Annotated in this window: 17 protein-coding genes; 15 read left to right on the top strand and 2 right to left on the bottom strand. The window is 62.2% G+C overall.

All coding sequences use genetic code 11. The annotated features are described in order from the left end of the window. Positions 1–23 precede the first annotated feature (23 nt). Complete coding sequence (locus tag ACM1PE_RS24980) at positions 24–317, bottom strand: hypothetical protein (RefSeq protein ID WP_419341312.1); 294 nt, start codon at positions 315–317, stop codon at positions 24–26. Here ACM1PE_RS24980 and ACM1PE_RS24975 point away from each other — a divergent pair. After that, positions 316–1251, top strand: coding sequence for a tyrosine-type recombinase/integrase (locus ACM1PE_RS24975; RefSeq protein ID WP_419341311.1), 936 nt, complete (start codon positions 316–318; stop codon positions 1249–1251). The two genes, ACM1PE_RS24980 and ACM1PE_RS24975, sit on opposite strands and share 2 nt — an antisense overlap. Before the next feature lie 12 nt (positions 1252–1263). Next, the gene (locus tag ACM1PE_RS24970; protein ID WP_419341310.1) at positions 1264–2457 is read left to right on the top strand and encodes an IS91 family transposase; all 1194 of its coding nucleotides are present in this window, start codon (positions 1264–1266) and stop codon (positions 2455–2457) included. A gap of 554 nt (positions 2458–3011) precedes the next feature. Here the strand turns inward: ACM1PE_RS24970 and ACM1PE_RS24965 are convergent. After that, positions 3012–4049, bottom strand: coding sequence for a hypothetical protein (locus ACM1PE_RS24965; protein ID WP_419341309.1), 1038 nt, complete (start codon positions 4047–4049; stop codon positions 3012–3014). 549 nt (positions 4050–4598) lie between these two features. Between ACM1PE_RS24965 and ACM1PE_RS24960 the strand changes: the two genes are divergently transcribed. From ACM1PE_RS24960 to ACM1PE_RS24900, 13 genes are all read left to right on the top strand, one after another. Beyond that, the gene (locus ACM1PE_RS24960; protein WP_419341308.1) at positions 4599–7901 is read left to right on the top strand and encodes a DEAD/DEAH box helicase; all 3303 of its coding nucleotides are present in this window, start codon (positions 4599–4601) and stop codon (positions 7899–7901) included. Positions 7902–8436: 535 nt separating this feature from the next. Beyond that, positions 8437–8805, top strand: coding sequence for a transposase (locus tag ACM1PE_RS24955; protein ID WP_419341306.1), 369 nt, complete (start codon positions 8437–8439; stop codon positions 8803–8805). Further along, positions 8802–9131 carry an IS66 family insertion sequence element accessory protein TnpB gene (gene tnpB / locus ACM1PE_RS24950; RefSeq protein WP_419341305.1) on the top strand — a complete coding sequence of 110 codons (330 nt, stop codon included), beginning with the start codon at positions 8802–8804 and terminating at the stop codon, positions 9129–9131. Before ACM1PE_RS24955 ends, tnpB begins: the two co-directional genes overlap by 4 nt. Before the next feature lie 61 nt (positions 9132–9192). Next, on the top strand, positions 9193–10707 hold the full coding sequence (gene tnpC, locus ACM1PE_RS24945) for an IS66 family transposase (protein ID WP_419341304.1): 1515 nt from the start codon (positions 9193–9195) through the stop codon (positions 10705–10707). A 26-nt stretch (positions 10708–10733) separates the two neighbouring features. Further along, positions 10734–11117, top strand: coding sequence for a DDE-type integrase/transposase/recombinase (locus ACM1PE_RS24940; RefSeq protein ID WP_419341303.1), 384 nt, complete (start codon positions 10734–10736; stop codon positions 11115–11117). Further along, a complete protein-coding gene (locus ACM1PE_RS24935; protein ID WP_419341301.1) occupies positions 11018–11248 on the top strand; it encodes an integrase core domain-containing protein in 231 nt (76 codons plus the stop codon). The genes ACM1PE_RS24940 and ACM1PE_RS24935 overlap by 100 nt, the downstream gene beginning before the upstream one ends. 267 nt (positions 11249–11515) lie before the next feature. Next, complete coding sequence (locus tag ACM1PE_RS24930; RefSeq protein WP_003454962.1) at positions 11516–12661, top strand: hypothetical protein; 1146 nt, start codon at positions 11516–11518, stop codon at positions 12659–12661. Further along, the gene (gene trx-GI, locus ACM1PE_RS24925) at positions 12651–13091 is read left to right on the top strand and encodes a heat resistance system thioredoxin Trx-GI (protein ID WP_012761376.1); all 441 of its coding nucleotides are present in this window, start codon (positions 12651–12653) and stop codon (positions 13089–13091) included. The genes ACM1PE_RS24930 and trx-GI overlap by 11 nt, the downstream gene beginning before the upstream one ends. 3 nt (positions 13092–13094) lie before the next feature. Beyond that, the gene (gene kefB-GI / locus ACM1PE_RS24920) at positions 13095–14810 is read left to right on the top strand and encodes a heat resistance system K+/H+ antiporter KefB-GI (RefSeq protein ID WP_126220054.1); all 1716 of its coding nucleotides are present in this window, start codon (positions 13095–13097) and stop codon (positions 14808–14810) included. After that, the gene (gene psiE-GI, locus ACM1PE_RS24915) at positions 14807–15304 is read left to right on the top strand and encodes a heat resistance protein PsiE-GI (protein ID WP_126220053.1); all 498 of its coding nucleotides are present in this window, start codon (positions 14807–14809) and stop codon (positions 15302–15304) included. Before kefB-GI ends, psiE-GI begins: the two co-directional genes overlap by 4 nt. Next, complete coding sequence (locus tag ACM1PE_RS24910; RefSeq protein WP_003454968.1) at positions 15282–16247, top strand: zinc metalloprotease HtpX; 966 nt, start codon at positions 15282–15284, stop codon at positions 16245–16247. Before psiE-GI ends, ACM1PE_RS24910 begins: the two co-directional genes overlap by 23 nt. 24 nt (positions 16248–16271) lie before the next feature. Next, positions 16272–17423 (top strand): S1C family serine protease, encoded by a 1152-nt coding sequence (locus ACM1PE_RS24905; RefSeq protein WP_003454970.1) that lies wholly within the window; start codon positions 16272–16274, stop codon positions 17421–17423. A 232-nt stretch (positions 17424–17655) separates the two neighbouring features. Further along, positions 17656–18564 carry a LysR family transcriptional regulator gene (locus tag ACM1PE_RS24900; protein WP_003141085.1) on the top strand — a complete coding sequence of 303 codons (909 nt, stop codon included), beginning with the start codon at positions 17656–17658 and terminating at the stop codon, positions 18562–18564. Positions 18565–18778 lie beyond the last annotated feature (214 nt).

The following is an 18778-nucleotide window of genomic DNA, read 5'->3' as shown; positions in this document are numbered from 1 at the left end:
GCAGCACCATGGATGGTGGATGGTCACTCGGTTGACCGATGGCGAGACTGTTTACGCGGGGTATGGTCCAGTTGAGTTGGTTGTGTCGAGTAGCGAAGCTGTGGACGAAAGAACGCGGGAGCGTAGCTCGAACGACAGTCATCCGCGGCCGCCATCCGAGCAATGCAGGTGATGTCGATGTCGGTAATGCAGCGATGGACTAAACCGCTCGCGCGGTAGACGCTCCGGCTACGTTGGTGGCGTTTCGTTACGCCCGTGATTCTGCGATGTTGGCGATCGAGGCAATCCGCCTCGGTCACCGACAGGAGCAGGATCATGGACATCTCCACCCCGACCCCATCCGCGGCCGTCTCGCCGCTGCGCCAACGCATGCTCGACGACATGCGCATGCGCCAGTTCGCCGAGCACACGCAGGAGGGCTACATCCGCGCCGTGCGCAAGCTCGCCAGCTTCCTGGGCCGTTCGCCGCACACCGCCACCGCCGAGGATCTGCGCCGTTTCCAGTTGCACCTGGTGGATACCGGAACTGGACCGGTCACCATCAACGCCACCATCACCGGGCTGAAGTTCTTCTTCGACATCACGCTGGGCCGGCCCGAGCTCATGCTCAAGATGACGCATGTGGCGGTGCCTCGCAAGCTGCCCGTGATCCTGAGTCCCGAGGAAGTCGGCCGCCTGATCGCCGCTGCGCCCAACCTCAAGCACCAGGCCGCCATGTCGGTGGCCTACGGCGCGGGCCTGCGCGTGAGCGAAGTCGTCTCGCTCAAGGTCGGCGACATCGATGGCGAGCGCATGACCCTGCGCGTGGAGCAGGGCAAGGGCCGCAAGGATCGCTACGCCATGCTCAGCCCGGTGCTGCTGGAGCGGCTGCGCGCCTGGTGGAGGCTGGGCCATGCCCAGGGCAAGATCCGCCACGGTGGTTGGCTGTTCCCGGGCCTGGACCCCACCGATCACGTCACCGCGCGCCAGCTCAACCGCGCCGTGCACCTGGCCGCCGCCACCGCCGGCATCGACAAGCGCATCACGCCACACGGTCTGCGCCATGCCTTTGCCACCCATCTGCTGGAGCAGAAGGTCGATATCCGCGTCATCCAGGTGCTGCTCGGGCACAAGCGGCTGGACACCACCACCCTGTACGCTGCTGTGGCCACCGACCTGCTGCGCCGGGTCATCAGCCCTCTGGATCACACGTCCGCCAAGCCCGCTGGCGAACCAGCGCCCGAACCTGCACCGCAGCCACCAGCCCTGTAGTGGTACGCCATCGTGCAGGCGCGACCCGCCCTGGAGGTCGCCGACATCTTCCGTGCCCATGGATCCGCCTGGCGTGACGCCCAGCGCGGTCACCTGAGCCTGGCGCAGCTCAAGGTGATGTCGGCCATCACCCAGTGCCGCACGGCGGCACTGGGCGGCCATGTCCTGCGCTGCGATGGCTGCGGCCAGGACGAGGTCTCGTACAACTCCTGCCGCAACCGGCACTGCCCGAAGTGCCAGAGCCGCGCGGCTAAGCGCTGGCTAGATGCGCGAGCGGCCGATCTGTTGCCGGTGGAGTACTACCACGTGGTCTTCACGCTGCCGGCGCCGATCGCCGACATCGCGTACCAGAACAAGGCGGCGCTGTACGGCTTGCTGTTCGACATCGCCGCCCAGACGCTGCTGCGTATCGCGGCCGATCCCAAGCACCTGGGCGCCCACATCGGCGCCACGCTGGTGCTGCACACCTGGGGCTCGGCACTGACCCACCACCCCCACGTGCACGGCATCGTGCCAGGCGGCGGGTTGGCGCCCGACGGCAGGACTTGGGTCGCCTGCCGCCCGGGGTTCTTCCTGCCGGTGCGCGTGCTGTCCCGGCTGTTCAGGCGCCGCTTCCTGGAGGAGCTGCAGCGGCTGCACGACGGCAGCAAGCTCAGGTTCTTCGGCGAGCACGCAGCACTGGCCCAAGCCGCTGCATTCAAGGCCTGGCTCGCGCCGCTGCGCAGGTGCGAGTGGGTGGTCTATGCCAAGCGGCCATTCGCCGGACCGCAGGCGGTCCTGGCCTACCTGTCGCGCTACACGCACCGTGTGGCCATCTCCAACAGCCGGCTGCTGGCGATGGACGAGCGCGGCGTCACCTTCCACTGGAAGGACTATCGAGCCAAGGACGGCGCCAAGGGCAAGACGCGTCACAAGGCGATGACGCTGAGCCCGCAGGAGTTCATGCGCCGCTTCCTGCTGCATGTGCTACCGGGCGGCTTCCACCGGATCCGGCACTACGGCCTGCTGGCCAACAGCAACCGGCGGGATAACCTGGCGCTGGCGCGCCAGTTGTTGCAGGTGATACCGCTACCGCCTGAAGCGGTGGCCGACGATGGGTCGGACTCACCACGTCCGACCTTCGTCTGTGCGCATTGCGGCAACGCGATGGTGGTGCTGCAGGTCTTCTTGCGCGACTGCTCGATTCGGGCGCCGCCGGCACCATGACCACACTCGAACACCGCCGATCAACTCGACGCTGGACATGGCGCCCGGTGGGCTGCTGCGTGTGTCGCCTGGTCAGCGTCTGCGCAGGCTCGGCCAAGAGCTCCTGCCGCATCGAAGTGGCACACAGATGGGCGCCTGCGGTCATCGATGCGGTGTCGATGCTCAGTTGCAGGCTGCCAACTCGCGACCCGCGCGTAGAGCAATCGCCATAGCCACCGCGTTCGACAGCTACCGTAGCGGTCGCCGCGGTTTCCTCCCTCGAGGCTTATGCAACACCTGCCCGACAGCAGTGAGGGTGCTCGACCGCCTGTGCGGCTGGGCAGGTGTCACACAAGCCTTAACTGGAGCCGTCACTCAGGACATGGGGCCGGAGGTCCGCTACCGCTGCATGGCTGCCTCCGAGAAGGCAGTACTGGAACTGGATTGACCGCCGCCTGCGTTTCGACTATGTCCCTCGAATTGCCGTCCGATCGCATCAAGACGGTGCGCGCCATCCTCCCAACACTGCGAAAACATCCCGTTCGGCATCGGCTGCCAGATCCGTGGTGGCGTGGTCATGCTTGGGTTCCAGAGGATGTCGCACAGTTCCCCGTTTGCAACTTGCGCTTTTCAAAGCCTCTGCATGAAAGTGTCCCGGCACGAAGTCGACCCCCGACATAGTTAGCCTGAGCGTTCGCGACTATTAAAGAGACGAGCTTCTGCTCCATCGCGCGTTGTACTGACTTTCCTTCGGCGATGGCCTGCTGTCGGACTTGTACCAAGGGTGGCCACCAACTGACCTGGCCAAGAACTGCCACCTCGTCGCACTGAACTTCAGCGCGAACAGACTTGTACCCCGTGGGAAACTGCCCTCTGTCGTCTTCCCAACCGAACCTGTAGATCTTTGGTGCCTTATCTTTCTCGCAATACACCTGCAAGAGAAATTCGATCGGTATTTCGAAGCTGACAGGCTGTCCCTCGTTGTCGTACTCCTTCGGGAAGTGATCCATGAGCGCAGCGTCGAAGCAAGAAGCGAACACGTCCGCCACGAATGCGCCCTCGAGAGGCGGGAGCTCTCTCGAGTCAAAGTTAATGCTCTCGTCGAACGTGCCTTTCGCGAAAGCCATGTCCTCCGGGTCGTTAGCCTTGCAGATGGCGTAGTGCCCGGGAACTCCATAGTCGCTTCCTGCCCAGGTGTAGTGCAGATTGCGCATCTCCTCCCTGAAGCGCTCGACGGTGAACTGCCACATGTGTGGACTTCCCGAATAAGCGACTCCGCACGAAGTCTTGCGCAGGATCGTGAATCTTCGAGACGGATAGCCATGTGGAGAAAAATCAGGAATCGAAAGACTGATCTCTAGCTCGAAAAGCTTCTCGGCTTCGCCCGCTACCGCCTGACGACGGCCATCTGCAGCTCTTGACAACAAAGAATCTGCGAAGAGAAATGCCTTCGTTGGCTTCTTGAGCGCCTCGGCGTAGAGCTGACGTTCCTCCTCCGCCAGTTCCGCTTTGGTCGGAGCAGGCTGGGTGGTCGGCTCGTCGTCTAGGAGACCTACGAACCTACGGTATGAAGACGGCGGGTCGATGTCGAATCCGGCTACAACAATCGTCATGCGCTCTCACTGAGTGAACATTCATTCTCGAACGCCCCACGCCTGAACCGCTACGAAGAGGCCAGCACGTCGCGAACGCTACATTGACCGTCTGAGACGCTCGCTTGGTAGGTCTGTGCAGTACCCAGTTTACTGCCGCAGTGCAGTAGGTTCGGCCGGCGCAAGTCCTCCCAGTTATCTTTGCAGCGAGTGCGGTCTGCTGGGAGCGGGCGCCGAACGTTCGTTCTGCATGCGCTACGTTGCGGACGTTCAGAACACCGCGCTATCGGTCGACAGCATGCAGAAGGTGAGGTCGTCGCTGGGTCTGCCCCATCTCCTAGACCAATACGCCCCGGCGCGTGAGCACATTTATGAACCGGGCGATGACGGTCTGCAGCAGCGTGTGCAACTCTTCGTTGGTGGACGCAGCCGCCTCGATGAAAGTGGGTGCGCCATTGGCGCCGCACCGCTACACCCCGTCCAGCACCAGGCAGCGCATGGACTTACGTAAGATTGATGAGTTTTGCTCGCTATGAGTACGATGCGCGAATACAGAACGGAGGCAGGGGAATGGTCACAGAAGCGGATTTCGCTGAGGCAACACGCTTGCGCCTGCCGACAAGATATGCCTTCCAGAACCGGGACGGCGTAATCGACGCCTCTTGCATCGGGCGTGCGAGCGCGGTTTATCCGGCCACCGTCGTTGCCCATCGATCCCGAGGCCCGAATTTCAAACGCCTCAAGGCGACCACTGAAGACGGCGCTGTCTACGCCATCGATTTGATGGTCAATGGATTTGACTTCACCGATCTGGCTCCCGCCGGGGTGCTACGCGGGACTGATGGTGAGGTTATAGACGGAATACTTGAAATCGCGGATGCGCGCTTCCGGGAAGTCGAAGACAGCTTGGCTGAAGGCAACCGGCTGAGGGCTGAGGCCCATGCATCATGGCGAGGCGGGATCAACTACGTCTCCGAGCTTGTTGCAGTTGAGGGGCACGCCGCTAGGCCTGGCTTGCGCGCACCTCAAATCGGCGCGCTCCACGCGATAGCGGCGCACTGGAGTTTGAGCAAAGACCCGGCCATCATTGTGATGCCCACAGGGACGGGGAAGACGGAGGTCATGCTGGCCATCACCGTCGAATCGCGCGGTGATCGCATCTTGGTCATAGTGCCCACAGACGCTCTGCGGCAGCAGACGGCAGATAAGTTCAGGGAGTACGGGCTCCTGAGGAAATTGGGCATCGTCACTGACGTGCTCAATCCGGTCGTGGGCGTGCTGACAGGAAAGCCCACCGCGGCCCAGTTCGACGCGCTCCGAAGCTGCAACATTGTGGTGACCACGATGGCCTCCATCAGCCGAGGTGATGAGAATGAGCAAAAAGCGTTTGCAGCGCTCTTCAGTGAAGTCTTCTTCGATGAGGCGCACCATGCGCAAGCGACAACCTGGAACAGGTTCTCAAGTTATTGCGCTCATGCTCGAATGCTGTTGTTCACCGCTACGCCATTCCGGGAAGACGGCAAGGCGTTGAACGGGAAGATCATCTACAACTACCCACTTCAGCTTGCCCAGGAGAACGAGTTCTTCAAGCCGATCCAGTTCCTTCAAGTCTTTGAGCCGGACAGCTCTGTGGCCGATCTTCGGATCGCCGGGAAAGCCGTAGAGAGACTGAGGGCCGATCTGGCAAGCGGCTTAGACCACATGCTGCTGGCGAGAGCCAACACGATTGGTCAAGCTAAGGATCTGTTTGACAACATCTACAGCGCAGAGTTTCCGGACCTGAACCCGGTCCTCGTCCACAGCTACACGAAAGGCCGCGAACAGGTTCTTCGGAATATCCGAAGCGGTGAGCACAGGATCGTGATCTGTGTGGATATGTTCGGCGAAGGATTTGACTTGCCACAACTCAAAGTGGCCGCGCTGCACTCCGTCCACAAGAGCCTTGGCATCACGCTGCAGTTTATTGGTCGCTTCGCTCGTGCGGCCGACAATGTCGGGGACGCAAGTTTCGTGGCAAATACTGCTGAAGACGGCGTGCCTGAAGCACTTGAAAGCCTCTATCAAGAAGATGCTGATTGGAACAACCTGCTGTCGGACTTGAGTTATGACGCAATCGACCCGCAAGCGAGGCTGTCGGAGCTTGTGGAAAACCTTCAACCACTGGAGGAAGTTGCGACGGAACTGGAGATATCTACGCTCACGATGAACCCGAAGCTGAGCACGGAGGTGTTTCGCGTCACGGACTTCGACCACACCGGGTATGCAAATGCATTTCGACCAAACCAGGTCATTTATCAGCCGATCTTCAGTCAGCAAGACAAGATGCTGGTCTTCATTGTCAATCAGGAAGACAAGGTTGACTGGACAGACTCCCGTGACATCGTCATCGATACCTGGGACCTTTTTATCGCCTTCTATGATGAGGAAAAAGACCTTCTCTTCATTAACAGTTCCCGCAAGTATTTCGCATGGAAGCTGGCTCAAAGTCTCTCGACTGACCCGCAACCGGTTCGCGATGAGGAGGTGTTCAGGGCTTTCAGCAATCTGCGACGAATGACGCTGCACAGCGTGGGTTTGACGGGCTTGAGCCGGAATGTCAGATACCAGATGTTTGCTGGCCTCGATGTCCGTGACGCTATCGATCCCGTGCTGCAGCAGGACAAGATGAAGTCGAACGTCATGGGCGTTGGCTACGAAGACGGAAAGAGGGTGAGCATTGGGTGCTCACGTAAAGGAAAAATTTGGTCCCTTCAAACGGACTCACTGGCCGGTTGGAGAGATTGGTGCCGAGACCTGGGGATCAAGCTCTCAAACGAGAACATCGAGCCCAACGACTTCCTCAAGCACACCCTCGTCCCTGAGTTACGCAAAGGCGGCGTGCTTCCCGATGAGCACGCGATGATGATCGACTGGCCCGATCAGCTCTTCGAGTTGGCGAGTTTCAAGATCACGGTTGTGCATGGAGAAAACAAATACAGTTTCCATGAGTGTCAGCTAGATCTTGTCGAGTGGACCCCGGCAGGTAACGAGTTTACGTTCAAGCTGAAGGCTGGCAGTGAAGTCGAGACCGTGTTCAAGATGACGCTAGTTCCCGAAGGAGAAGCTCAGGGACTGTTCTATTCGATTGTGCGGGTCGAAGGACCTGATGTCAGCATCGAGGCCTTCAATAAGACTGATCTGGCGGTTAACTTCTTCACTACCAACCCACCTCTCGTACGACTTGCAGATGGCTCGCAACTCTCGGGCGAAATACTGCTGAAACCGCGTGTAGAACTAGCGGAGGTTTATGACCAAGAGTTGATCGCTCCGCTGGCGTGGGGCGACACGCTCCAAAATCAGGAAAGCCGATGGAAAGATGGCGCGCTTCGGCCCCGCTCTATTCAACAAAAATTTATCGAGCACCTGGAGCAAGGGCCTTCGGCGTTCATCATTGATGACGACGATGCCGGGGAAAGCGCGGATGTAGTAGCTATTGAAGATGGGGAGCAGACCATCACTGTGACTTTGTGGCACTGCAAGTATTCCTCTGGAGCCGCGCCTGGAAACCGCGTGAAAGACCTCTACGAGGTCTGCGGCCAAGCGCAAAAATCGACCAAGTGGACATGGAATTTTCCCAATTTGGTTGCTCATCTCACAGAGCGTGAGACCAAGCATCGTGCGGGTCGCCCGACGCGCTTTGTTCGCGGAAGTCTGGACAGGCTCGTTGTGCTGAGAAAGGCGTCGCGACGTAAGTACGTTGTCTTTCGCGTCGGTATTGTTCAACCGGGGCTGTCCAAGGCGGGCATCGAGAATGACCACCTTGCCATTCTTGGCTCTACGAGCCTCTTTCTCCGCACCGTCACAAACCATCCTCTAGTAGTGATATCAAGCTGATGGGGCAGTCGCTGCCGGGCGCTTGCAAGCTGATATCGATCGCAACCATGCTCTTTGGGCTGGTCAGCGAATGGAATGCGATGCAGCGGACGTTCACCGTGGTAAGCCTGGATTTCCGCTATCAGCCTAGAACGGACTTCGTGACCCGAAGGGCCGCTGTGTAGCGACTACAGCCATCGACGATTTACAACCGACTTCACGAAACGAGTCGCCGGCTGACGGCTTCGAAGACCGGTGTCGAGGGGTACTGCGATCGTCCGGCTTCGCGGCCCGAAGCTGCCGCCCCTCAAGGGTGTTCGCATGCTGCTGCGAGAGGGCGTGCGGGTCGGCCGGCGCCAGCTGGGCACGCTCATGCAACGCATGGGCATCGAAGTCCTATGTCCAGAGCCGGGTACCAGCGTGCGCAACCCCCAGCATAAGGTCAACCCCTACCTGCTGCGCAAGGTGGACATCTGTAAGCCCCCGGCGAACCCACCTTCCGCGAGCCGCTTAGCGCCTTGAAGATCGTGTCCACTAATTTTCGGTGGTGGACACGATGGATGTGGTTATCCCGCGCCGGAGTCGGCGCACGCACACGGAAGCATTCAAGCAGTCAGTGATCTCGGCGTGTCGTGAGCCGGGCGTCTCGGTGGCCGGCGTGGCCTTGGCCAACGGCCTGAACGCCAATCAGGTCCATCGCTGGATGCGCGAGCGCGGCGTTGAGCCGCCGAGCCAGCGCAAGCCGGTCGGCGTAGGACTCACTCCATTGGCTGAGCCAGGCTTTGTGCCGGTGCAGCTCGCTCCTGCCATCGAGGCGCCGGTGATTCGCCTCGAGGCGCAGCGTGGCAACGCCCGCGTCAAGCTCGAGTGGCCGCTCCAGGCCGCCGATGCATGTGGGGCGTGGCTGCGCGAGTGGCTCGCATGATCCGCATCGAGGCGCTGTGGTTGTCAGCCGCGCCCTTGGACATGCGCGCCGGCATGGACACGCTGCTCGCGCAGGTGGTGCGCGTGTTCGGCGAGGCCCAGCCGCATCACGCCTACCTCTTCAGTAACCGGCGCGGCACGCGCTTGAAGGTGCTGGTCCATGACGGCTTCGGGGTGTGGCTCGCATGCCGGCGCCTGAACCAGGGCCGGTTTCACTGGACCGAGGGCCAGGGCGGTGTCGCGCTTAACCGGGCGCAGTTCGACGCGCTGGTGCTCGGGCTGCCGTGGCAGCGCCTGGGTGACGGCGGTGTGATCCGGACACTCTGAGCGCGCGCCATCGGCGGATGCCCGGATGGCGGCGGATGCGCGCATCGGACATGATCGATCCATGCCGCTGCCCGCCGACCTCGACCAACTCGATGCCGACACCTTGCGCCGCCTGCTCATCGAGCAGGAGCGTGAGCTCGTGTGGCGTCAGACCAAGATCGAGCGGCTCACGCATGAGCTGGCGCTGCACAAGCGTCATCGTTTCGGCGTGAAGGCCGAGCGCCTGTCGGTCGAGCAGGTGCAGCTCTTCGAGGAAACCGCAGAGGCCGACCTGGCGGCGATGAGCGAAGAACTTGAGCAACTGCAACCCAGTGTCAGCACGTCGGCGCCCAAGGGTCAGCCCCGGCGCAAGCCGCTGCCGCCCGAGCTACCGCGCACCGAGATCCGTCACGAACCCGATTCGACCACCTGCGCCTGCGGCTGTGAGCTGCGCCGCATCGGCGAGGACGTCGCCGAGAAGCTCGACTACACCCCGGGCCGCTTTACCGTCGAGCGCCACATCCGGGGCAAGTGGGCGTGTGCGGCGTGCGAGACGCTGGTGCAGGCGCCGGTGCCCGCGCACATCATCGACAAGGGGATCCCGACCGCCGGGCTGCTGGCCCAAGTGCTGGTGGCCAAATACCAGGACCATCTGCCGCTCTACCGTCAGGAAGGCATCTTCAGCCGGGCCGGGCTGGCGATCCCGCAATCGACGCTGGCCCAGTGGGTGGGCAAAAGCGGCGTGCATCTGCAGCCGCTGGTCGATGCGCTCAAGGCCGATCTGCTGAGCCACCCCGTGCTGCACGCGGACGAGACCCCGGTGGCGATGCTCGACCCGGGTGCGGGCAAGACGCACCGCGCCTATCTGTGGTCCTACAGCGTCGGCGCGTTCGATCCGATCAAGGCGGTGGTCTACGACTTCGCCGACAGCCGCGCGGGCCGCCATGCCCAGGCGTTTCTGGGCGAGTGGCGCGGCACGCTGATCTGCGACGATTACGCCGGCTACAAGGCGCTGATCGCGCTAGGCGTGACCGAAGCCGGCTGCATGGCGCACGCGCGACGCAAGTTCTTCGATCTCACCGCCCAAGGCCAGAGCCAGATCGCCAGCGAAGCACTTGAAGCCATCGGCCAACTGTACGGTGTCGAACGCGAAGCGGCTGAACTCGACCTCGATGCCCGGCAGCACCTACGGGAAACGAAAGCCCGACCCATTCTCGAACGCCTGCATGGGTGGCTGCTCGCGCGGCGCACCCAGGTTCCCAACGGCTCGGGCATCGCCCGCGCCATCGATTACAGCCTCAAGCGTTGGGCCGCGCTCACGCACTACGTCGACGACGGTCGCGTGCCCATCGACAACAACTGGATCGAGAACCAGATCCGGCCCATTGCGCTCGGGCGCAAGAACTGGCTGTTCGCGGGGAGCCTGCGGGCGGGCCAGCGCGCGGCTGCGGTCATGAGCCTGATTCAGTCCGCGCGCCTCAACGGCCACGAGCCCTTTGCGTACCTGAAGGATGTGCTCGAACGGTTGCCGACCCAGCCCTACAGCCGGATTGGGGAGTTGCTGCCGCATCGCTGGCAGCCGGCCGACCGCGCCTGAGCGAGACGGCAAGATGGGTTTGCCGGGTGCTTACGGACATCTGTCGCGCCAACCAGGTCTGGGCTCTGGATACAACCTACATCCGCATGGCCAGGGGGTTCGTGTACCTCACCGCCGTCGTCGATGTAGCCAACCGCCGGGTGCTGGCCCAAAAGGTGGCCATCACGCTGAAAGCCTGCCACGCTTGCGAATTCATCGAGCAGGCATATGCCCGCTTCGGGGTGCCCGAGATCGTCAACACAATTAGGGCAGCCAGTTCACAGTCGAAGACTTCACCCGGGCTGTCCTCGCGCGCGGTTGCCACCTGGCCATGTACGGCAAGGGGGCCTGGAGCGACAACGTGTTTGTCGAGCGCGTGTGGCGAACGATCAAGTACCAGCGGGTGTACCTGCGTGCCTGCGACGACGTGAGTGCGGCCAAGGCGGACATTGCGCATTTCATAGACAGGTACAACACCGAGCAACAACACAGCAGCCAGGGAGACGAGACGCAGGATCGGACCTACTGGGCACTACTGCCGACAATGCGGGAGGCCGCCTAGAATGAAAATCCCTGGTGCGCCCCGAGTTGCCCACAGCGTCGGCCGGTTCGTCGCAAGCGCCGACCGCCGCCGTGGACAACTCTGCACCGCTTCAACCCGCCCGCAGTATCTATATCACTTGGGGTAAAGCTGTTCATGAAAGCGGAGCTACTTAGCTCGGGGGACTCATTGACAAGATTCCCACAAAAAAAGTCAAGAAAGCTAAATCTATGGATATGAGCATCCTCGATTCATACCTCCATAGAAATGACATCGAAGGAGTCATACATGCAGATGCAATATAGCTATCGAGCTATCGACAAAGAGTTTCATGAACCTTGGCAGAGAGCTTTGGGAAATGTGATCGAGCACGCCCTCAAGCCATTGCTCGACAAACACACTAAAGATTCAGCGCAACTTCAAATCGTCCTTGATCGCGACAAGATCAAGCGGCAATTTCTGGCCAGTGGCTATATGCACCTGCCCGGCAAAAAGACTGTCAGCGTTACTGCATCACATGACGAGCTGACGCCCCTCGCGCAGATGCTCGCACAGTCGTTGTTCCGTCAGGCCAAGAAGCATTTTGACCGACTGCATGCTCAGGATCAAATCAAGCGCAAAGCACGACGCGAGCGCTTGCGCGAGCTCAAGGTGCGGATTGCCGCAAAACCCGCATCAGCCGCCCATGAGGCCGAGGCGACCCGAATGCCTCTACTGTCGAAACTTGAGGCTGTCGCAAGGCGTGAGCTGGCTTATCTGCGGGCCGTCGGCGATTTACCGCGCGATTATCCGACGCTGCGCGACGTGGTGGATGAAGCGATTGTCCGAGCTGAGGTGGAATGGCAATCCGTGCCGGGGGAAAAAGAGGCTTACACCGGTCTTTTGAAGCATCTGTTCGCCGTCCTGGATAACGAAGTGGCAAGCAGCCGGCAATTTGGCGAATTCGTTTCTCTGGACGCGCCGGTCGAACCGGATGCCCAAGACGTCGCCGAGGCCATGGTGGAAGAGGAAGTCTTCGAATTTTATCAGCCCGATGACACACTCAGGCTGGCCGATATCATCGCTGACAGTCAGCATCCCGATGCCGCAACGATCGCGGAACAGGAGGAGCTAGTTGATCGGTCGAGCGAGTTCGCTTTTGCATTCGACCTGCTGAAGGACATGCCGCGTTTGTGGCGGCGCATTTTTCTGCTTATCCGTGTGGACGGGCTGGATGCCAGCAGCGTCTCTGAAATCCTGCTGATTCCTAGTAAGGAAGATACTGTCCAAAGGTGGCTCATGCAGGCCGAAGCGTTCATCGCTGCTCATTTGGAAGAGGCCGGAGTAAGCAAAGACGGGAACGATTGGCTCCAAGGCGTTGATTGGTCGGCATTGTCTGTGACCCGAAGCGCGGCAGCCTCACTGTGGTCCAAGGAGGCGAACCATGAAGAATGATCTTCACCTCGTCTGTCCGCATTGCCAGTCCATCAACCGCGTACCGACTGCGAAGCTATCGGAACATCCCAACTGCGGCCGCTGCCAGCAGCCCTTGTTCACGGGCGAACCCATCGAGTTGACCACGGCGACGTTCTCGCGCCACGTGGAGCGCAGCGACCTGCCACTGTTGGTCGATTTCTGGGCACCTTGGTGCGGGCCGTGCAAGATGATGGCCCCGCAGTTCCAGCAAGCGGCGCGCCAGCTCGAACCCAGGGTCAGGCTGGCCAAGGTCAATACCGAGGCAGAACCCCACCTGGCCGCGCAGTTCGGCATCCGCAGCATTCCGACGCTCGCCCTGTTCCAGGGTGGGCGGGAGATCGGGCGTCAGGCCGGCGCCTTGGGCGCGCAGGACATCGTGCGCTGGGCATCTGCACAGGTGGGGCGCTGACCGATGCAGGACTTGCTCGGCGCCACCCTGATCCTGCTGGCGGCATGCAGCCTCGCGGCGGTGGCGACGGCGGCGTTCAGAGTACCCGCCTTGCTGGGTTACCTCGCCGTCGGCGCCTTGCTGGGCCCGTCGGTCAGCGGTGTAGTCGCGCCGGGAGAAGCGCTTGATTTTCTGTCCGAGCTGGGCGTGGCCCTGCTGCTGTTCATGGTTGGGCTGGAGTTCTCCCTCGGGCACTTCTGGCTTTCCCGTAAAACCGTATTGGCGGCCGGCAGCTTGCAGATGATCGCTGTCGCCACGCCACTGACCTTGATGTTGATGTGGCTGGGACAGCCAGTTCAGAGCGCTGCGTTGCTCAGCACTGCGGCGGCCATGTCGTCCACGGCGCTGGTCAGCCGGCAGTTGGCCGACCAGGGTGAACTCACCACACGCCATGGCCGCAGCGCCATCGCCGTGCTGGTCTTTCAGGATCTGGCCAGCGTGCCCCTGTTGGCCTTGCTGGCGATCTGGGCGCGCGGCGAGTCGCCGAAGGTCGAGAGCATGCTGCTCGAAGTGTTGGGCGTGCTGATGTTGTTCGCGGCAGCGGCCCTCGCCTCCCGTCGTCTGTTGCATGGCCTGCTGGGCTGGGTGGCGCGGCAGGGCCACGAAGAATCCTTCGTGCTGGTTTCCTTGTGCGTGGTGGTGGCTGCCGCCGCTGCTGCACACGCGGTCGGCGTATCCGCCGCCCTGGGTGCGTTTTTGGCCGGCATGGTGCTGGGCGAGAGCGACTTCCGTCACCACATGGAAAGCCACCTCAAACCGTTTCGCGATGTGTTGTCGGGGGTGTTCTTCGTGACCATCGGCCTGCAGTTGGACGGAGCGCAGATTCTTTCGGCACCACTGGCGGTGTTCGCGTGGCTGGCAGTGCTGGTACCGGTCAAGATCGGGCTCAACACCCTGGCCTTGCGGGCGACGCGCCTGTCCGCCCTCGATGCCTGGCGCACGGGCATAGCGTTGGGGCATGGCGGCGAGTTCGCCCTGCTGTTGTTGGGCATGGTCTTGCAGCAGCATCTGATCCCCGCGACCGTCGTACAACCCATGCTAGTTGCGCTGGTGCTCAGCATGGCCCTGGCACCGCTACTGATCCGCCATCACGATGTACTTGCCCGGTTCTTGAGCCGCACCGGCGGCGTCATTCAGCCACCCCAGGCTGAAGAAGTTGAGATCACCGCGCAGACAGCGCGATATCGAGACCACGTCATCATCTGCGGCGCGGGCGAGCTTGGCCTGACCGTCAGTGAGATTCTTCGCCACGCCGGCGTGGCGCATCTGCTGCTGGAGGCGGACGCGCAGAAGGTCGAGGCCGCGCGTGCCGCCGGCGCGCCGGTGTTCCATGGCGATGCCAGTCGGCCCGATACCTTGCTGGCTGCCGGCTTGACGCATGCGCACATGGTGGTGCTGACGTTCGCCCATGCCCAGCAAGCGTTGCGCATCGCCCAGGCGATTGCCGAGCGCCGTCCGGCGCTGACCTTGTGGGTGTCATGCAGAAGTACGACCGCGGCCGATGCATTTCGCGCCATGCCCAACGTGCGCGTGTACCAGCAATCCTTTGCCGCAGCTATTGGGCTGGCGGAACAGGTGATGTCGACGCTTGGCATGTCGACCGAGCTGATTGAAGGACACATCAGCGCAATGCGCCGCCGTCTCGACAGCAGCCGTTTTCCAGGGAGTTCATCGTCATGAAATCAACACGCCTTAACTCATTTCAGGTCTTGCGCGACCAATTGGCCATCATGAGTTTTTACGAGCGCTTCGAGCAGGTCGTCGCGCTCGTGCTGTCGGCGGTGATTGCCGTCATCATCGTGGTGTCGCTGTTCCAGCTCATCTCCATCGTCTTCACGCTGCTGGTTCTCGATGCCTTCAATCCCCTGGATCACAAGGTATTCCAGAGTGTGTTCGGCATGATCATGACGCTCTTGATCGCGATGGAGTTCAAGCATTCCATCGTGCGCGTGGCGCTGCGTCGGGACAGCATCATCCAGGTCAAGACCGTGATCCTCATCGGCCTGATCGCGCTGGCGCGCAAGTTCGTGATCCTCGACCCCGAGGCGAGCCCTGGCAAGATCGCCGCGCTTGCAGGCGCCACGCTGGCGCTTGGTGCCACTTACTGGCTGCTGCGCGAGCGCGACGACCGCGCCGCCGAGACCTCTGAGCATGACCCGTCATCATCCCAGTGATCCGCGCACGGCGCTGTTGCAACACCGCTGGCTCAACCGCCTGCAGACCGGGCTGTTGGTCCTGACCCTGGTCGGGATCGCAGCCGTAGCAGGGAGACTGCCGTTTGGGGAAGGCGGCCTGTGGCTCGCGCTGTTTGCCGTTGCAGGTGCGTTGCTGCTGGAACCGGTAGCCGCGTCGGCGCTGAGCTTGCGCCTGTACCGCGTACGGGCCTTGCACCCGCAAGAAGCCCACGAGATGTGGGCCCTGTTGCGCGAGCTGCCCGCCCGTGCCGGTTTGCCCGCCACGCCGGTGCCGCACTATGTGCCCAGTGCCGTCGTCAACGCCTTCGCCACCGGATCGAAGCAGGAGGCATCGATCGCCCTCACCGATGGCCTGCTGCGCAGCCTGAGCCCACGCGAGCTGGCGGGTGTGCTCGCGCACGAGATCGCGCACATCGCCAGTGAGGATCTGCGCGTCATGGGGCTGGCGGATTCCGTCAGTCGCTTCACGAGCCTACTGGCCCTTATGGGACAGATCGCGATCCTGCTGAGCCTGCCCGCGCTGCTGGTTGGCGCGGCGGAGGTCTATTGGCCTGGTTTATTGTTATTGGCCGCATCGCCCCAGCTGGCCCTGCTCGCACAGCTCGGCTTGTCTCGCGTGCGTGAGTTCGACGCTGACCGCCTCGCGGCGGAACTGACGGGCGACCCGCAGGGGCTGGCGTCCGCGCTGGCGAAAATCGAGCGGGTCAGCCGCTCCTGGCGTGCCTGGCTGTGGCCGGGATGGGGCAATCCCGAGCCCTCCTGCTTGCGCACGCATCCGGCAACGCAAGAGCGTATCGCACGCCTGCTGACGTTGGCGCCTGGGCCAGCATCAGCGTTGCCATTCCACGCGCCCCATTTCTTGCCGGAATCCGCTGTGACGCCGCGCCCGCCGCGCTGGCACCCGAGCGGGCTGTGGCGCTGATTGCCTATCAACAGGAGACTTCTCATGGCCTACCCCGACCCGTACCCACGCCCCGCACCGGACCCCTTCATCCGGCGCTGGCTCTTCATCACCGCCTGTATTGCCACGCTCATGCTGCTGTGGCAGTTCCTGCCCGCCATCGAGGCCTGGTTCAGTCCGCGCGAGGCGGCAGAACGCACTGTGACGGCGCGTGGCGATCTGGCGGCGGACGAGAAAGCCACCATCGAACTGTTCGAGAAATCGCGCGCCTCGGTGGTCTACATCACTACCGCACAATTGGTACGCGATGTCTGGACGCGCAACGTCTTCTCCGTGCCGCGCGGCACTGGCTCGGGCTTCATCTGGGACGACGCCGGCCACGTCGTCACTAACTTCCACGTCATCCAGGGCGCGTCCGAAGCCACCGTCAAACTGGCCGACGGCCGCGACTACCAGGCCGCACTGGTGGGGACGAGCCCCGCGCACGACATCGCTGTGCTCAAGATCGGCGTCGGTTTCAAGCGCCCGCCGGCCGTGCCGGTCGGCACCAGTGCCGACCTCAAGGTGGGTCAGAAGGTGTTCGCTATCGGCAACCCCTTCGGCCTGGACTGGACGCTCACCACCGGCATCGTCTCCGCGCTCGACCGCTCGTTACCCGGAGAAGCGGGCGGCCCGGCCATCGATCACCTGATCCAGACCGACGCCGCCATCAACCCTGGCAACTCCGGTGGGCCGCTGCTCGATTCGGCAGGAAGGCTCATCGGCATCAACACGGCGATCTATAGCCCCTCCGGCGCCTCGGCCGGGATTGGTTTCGCCGTGCCGGTGGACACCGTCATGCGCGTAGTCCCGCAACTCATCAAGACCGGTAAGTACATCCGTCCGGCGCTGGGCATTGAGGTGGACGAACAGCTCAATCAGCGCCTGCTGGCGCTGACTGGAAGCAAGGGCGTGTTCGTGTTGCGTGTTACCCCTGGTTCGGCAGCGCACAAGGCCGGCCTCGCGGGTGTCGAAGTCACGCCGCAAGGCATCGTGCCGGGCGACCGCATCATCGATGTTGATGGCCAGGCGACGGACGATGTGGCCAAGCTGCTCGCGCGGCTAGACGACAGGAAGGTCGGCGATGTGGTGGTCTTGTCAGTGGAGCGGGCCGGCAAATCGCGCGAGGTGCGTGTGGAGCTGCAACCCGGGAATTGATTGAACTGAACCTGTGGATCAGGCGGTAGTGCAGCGTCGCGGCGATTGAGGTTCTCAGGTCTTCGGCCAGGTAGCGTTCCGCCTCAACCTCCGTAATTTTCGGATGCGATCTGCCTATCCGAATAGGCAAGCATGCAACGCCGGAACCTCTTGCCAATCATCGAAGGAGAAAGCGAGGCGCAATCCGCATGAGGTGGACGCAGGCCAGGAACGAGGCAAACAGGAGGCCGCATTGGAACTCAGACTACTGCGCTATTTCGTTGCGGTCGCGGAAGAACTGCATTTCGCGCGAGCGGCCGAGCGCCTTGGCGTAGAACAATCGCCTGTGTCGCGCGCAATGCGAAATCTCGAAGCCACGCTCGGCGTGCAGTTGTTCGACCGCAGCGCGCACCAGACGCGACTGACCTGGGCCGGTCAAGTGTTCCTCGGTGAGTGCCGGCGCGTGCTGGCCACCGTGGAGCAGGCGGTGAGTGCCGCAAAGGCGGCGGCGCAGGGCTATCAGGGTTATCTGCGCATCGCCATCTGCGACAGCTTGGCGCAGCCCCACATTGCCACCTTGCTGGCGCGCAGCCGCGAGGAAGAGCCCGAACTGGAGATTCGCGTCTTCGAGCTGCCTTTCGCGCAGCAGCTCAAGGGCCTGCACAACGATCTGCTGGACATCGGTTTTGCGCTGTCGGACGCGGTGAGTGAAGGCCTTGTCGCCGAGCCCGTGTGGACCGATCCTCTGTCGGTGATCGTGCCCGTGCGCCACCCCTTGTTGGCGCACGCGGAAGTGCCATTGGATGAAGCCTTGAAGTTTCCGTTGGTACTGTGCCATCCGGACGCGGGATCGGGCTGCCACCACCAGATCCAGGCGGTGCTTCAAGGTGCGTCCAAGCCACTCAAGCTGGTAGATCAGGTGACGAGCCTAGGCGTGATGCTGACTCTGGTCGGTGCCGGTTATGGCCTAGGTTTCGCCATTGCCTCGCAGGTGCAGACCCTGAACCGCCCCGACATAACCGTTCGCCCCTTGGCCGGCACGCCGCCCATGCTGTCCACCTACCTGCTGCGCCGCAGCGCCGAACCCTCTGAGCCCATGAAGCGGTTTCTGCAGCGCGCCCGCGAGGAGTTCCTGCCAAAGGGAGATGAACCGGCCTCGTGACGTTGAGCGCTCGGGTACATTGGCTACTGCTGGCTGTCCATGGCTCGCACTGGACTTGCTCGGAGCGCGCGTTGACCAAGCGTGGTTTTTCAGTCCATAATTATGTCCATCTCGGTTCGCCGAGTGCGGAAAACTCGTTATCAATCAACGAGTTGGGAACACGATGATGTTCCCATCACCCGCTCCATCTCTCTCCTCCGATATTCGACTGTGA

The sequence above is a fragment of the Achromobacter sp. PD1 genome (genome assembly GCF_048541815.1).
GTDB lineage: Bacteria > Pseudomonadota > Gammaproteobacteria > Burkholderiales > Burkholderiaceae_B > Achromobacter > Achromobacter bronchisepticus_A.
Note: the sequence above shows the minus strand (reverse complement) of the source record. Positions and strands in the feature narration are given on the sequence as shown.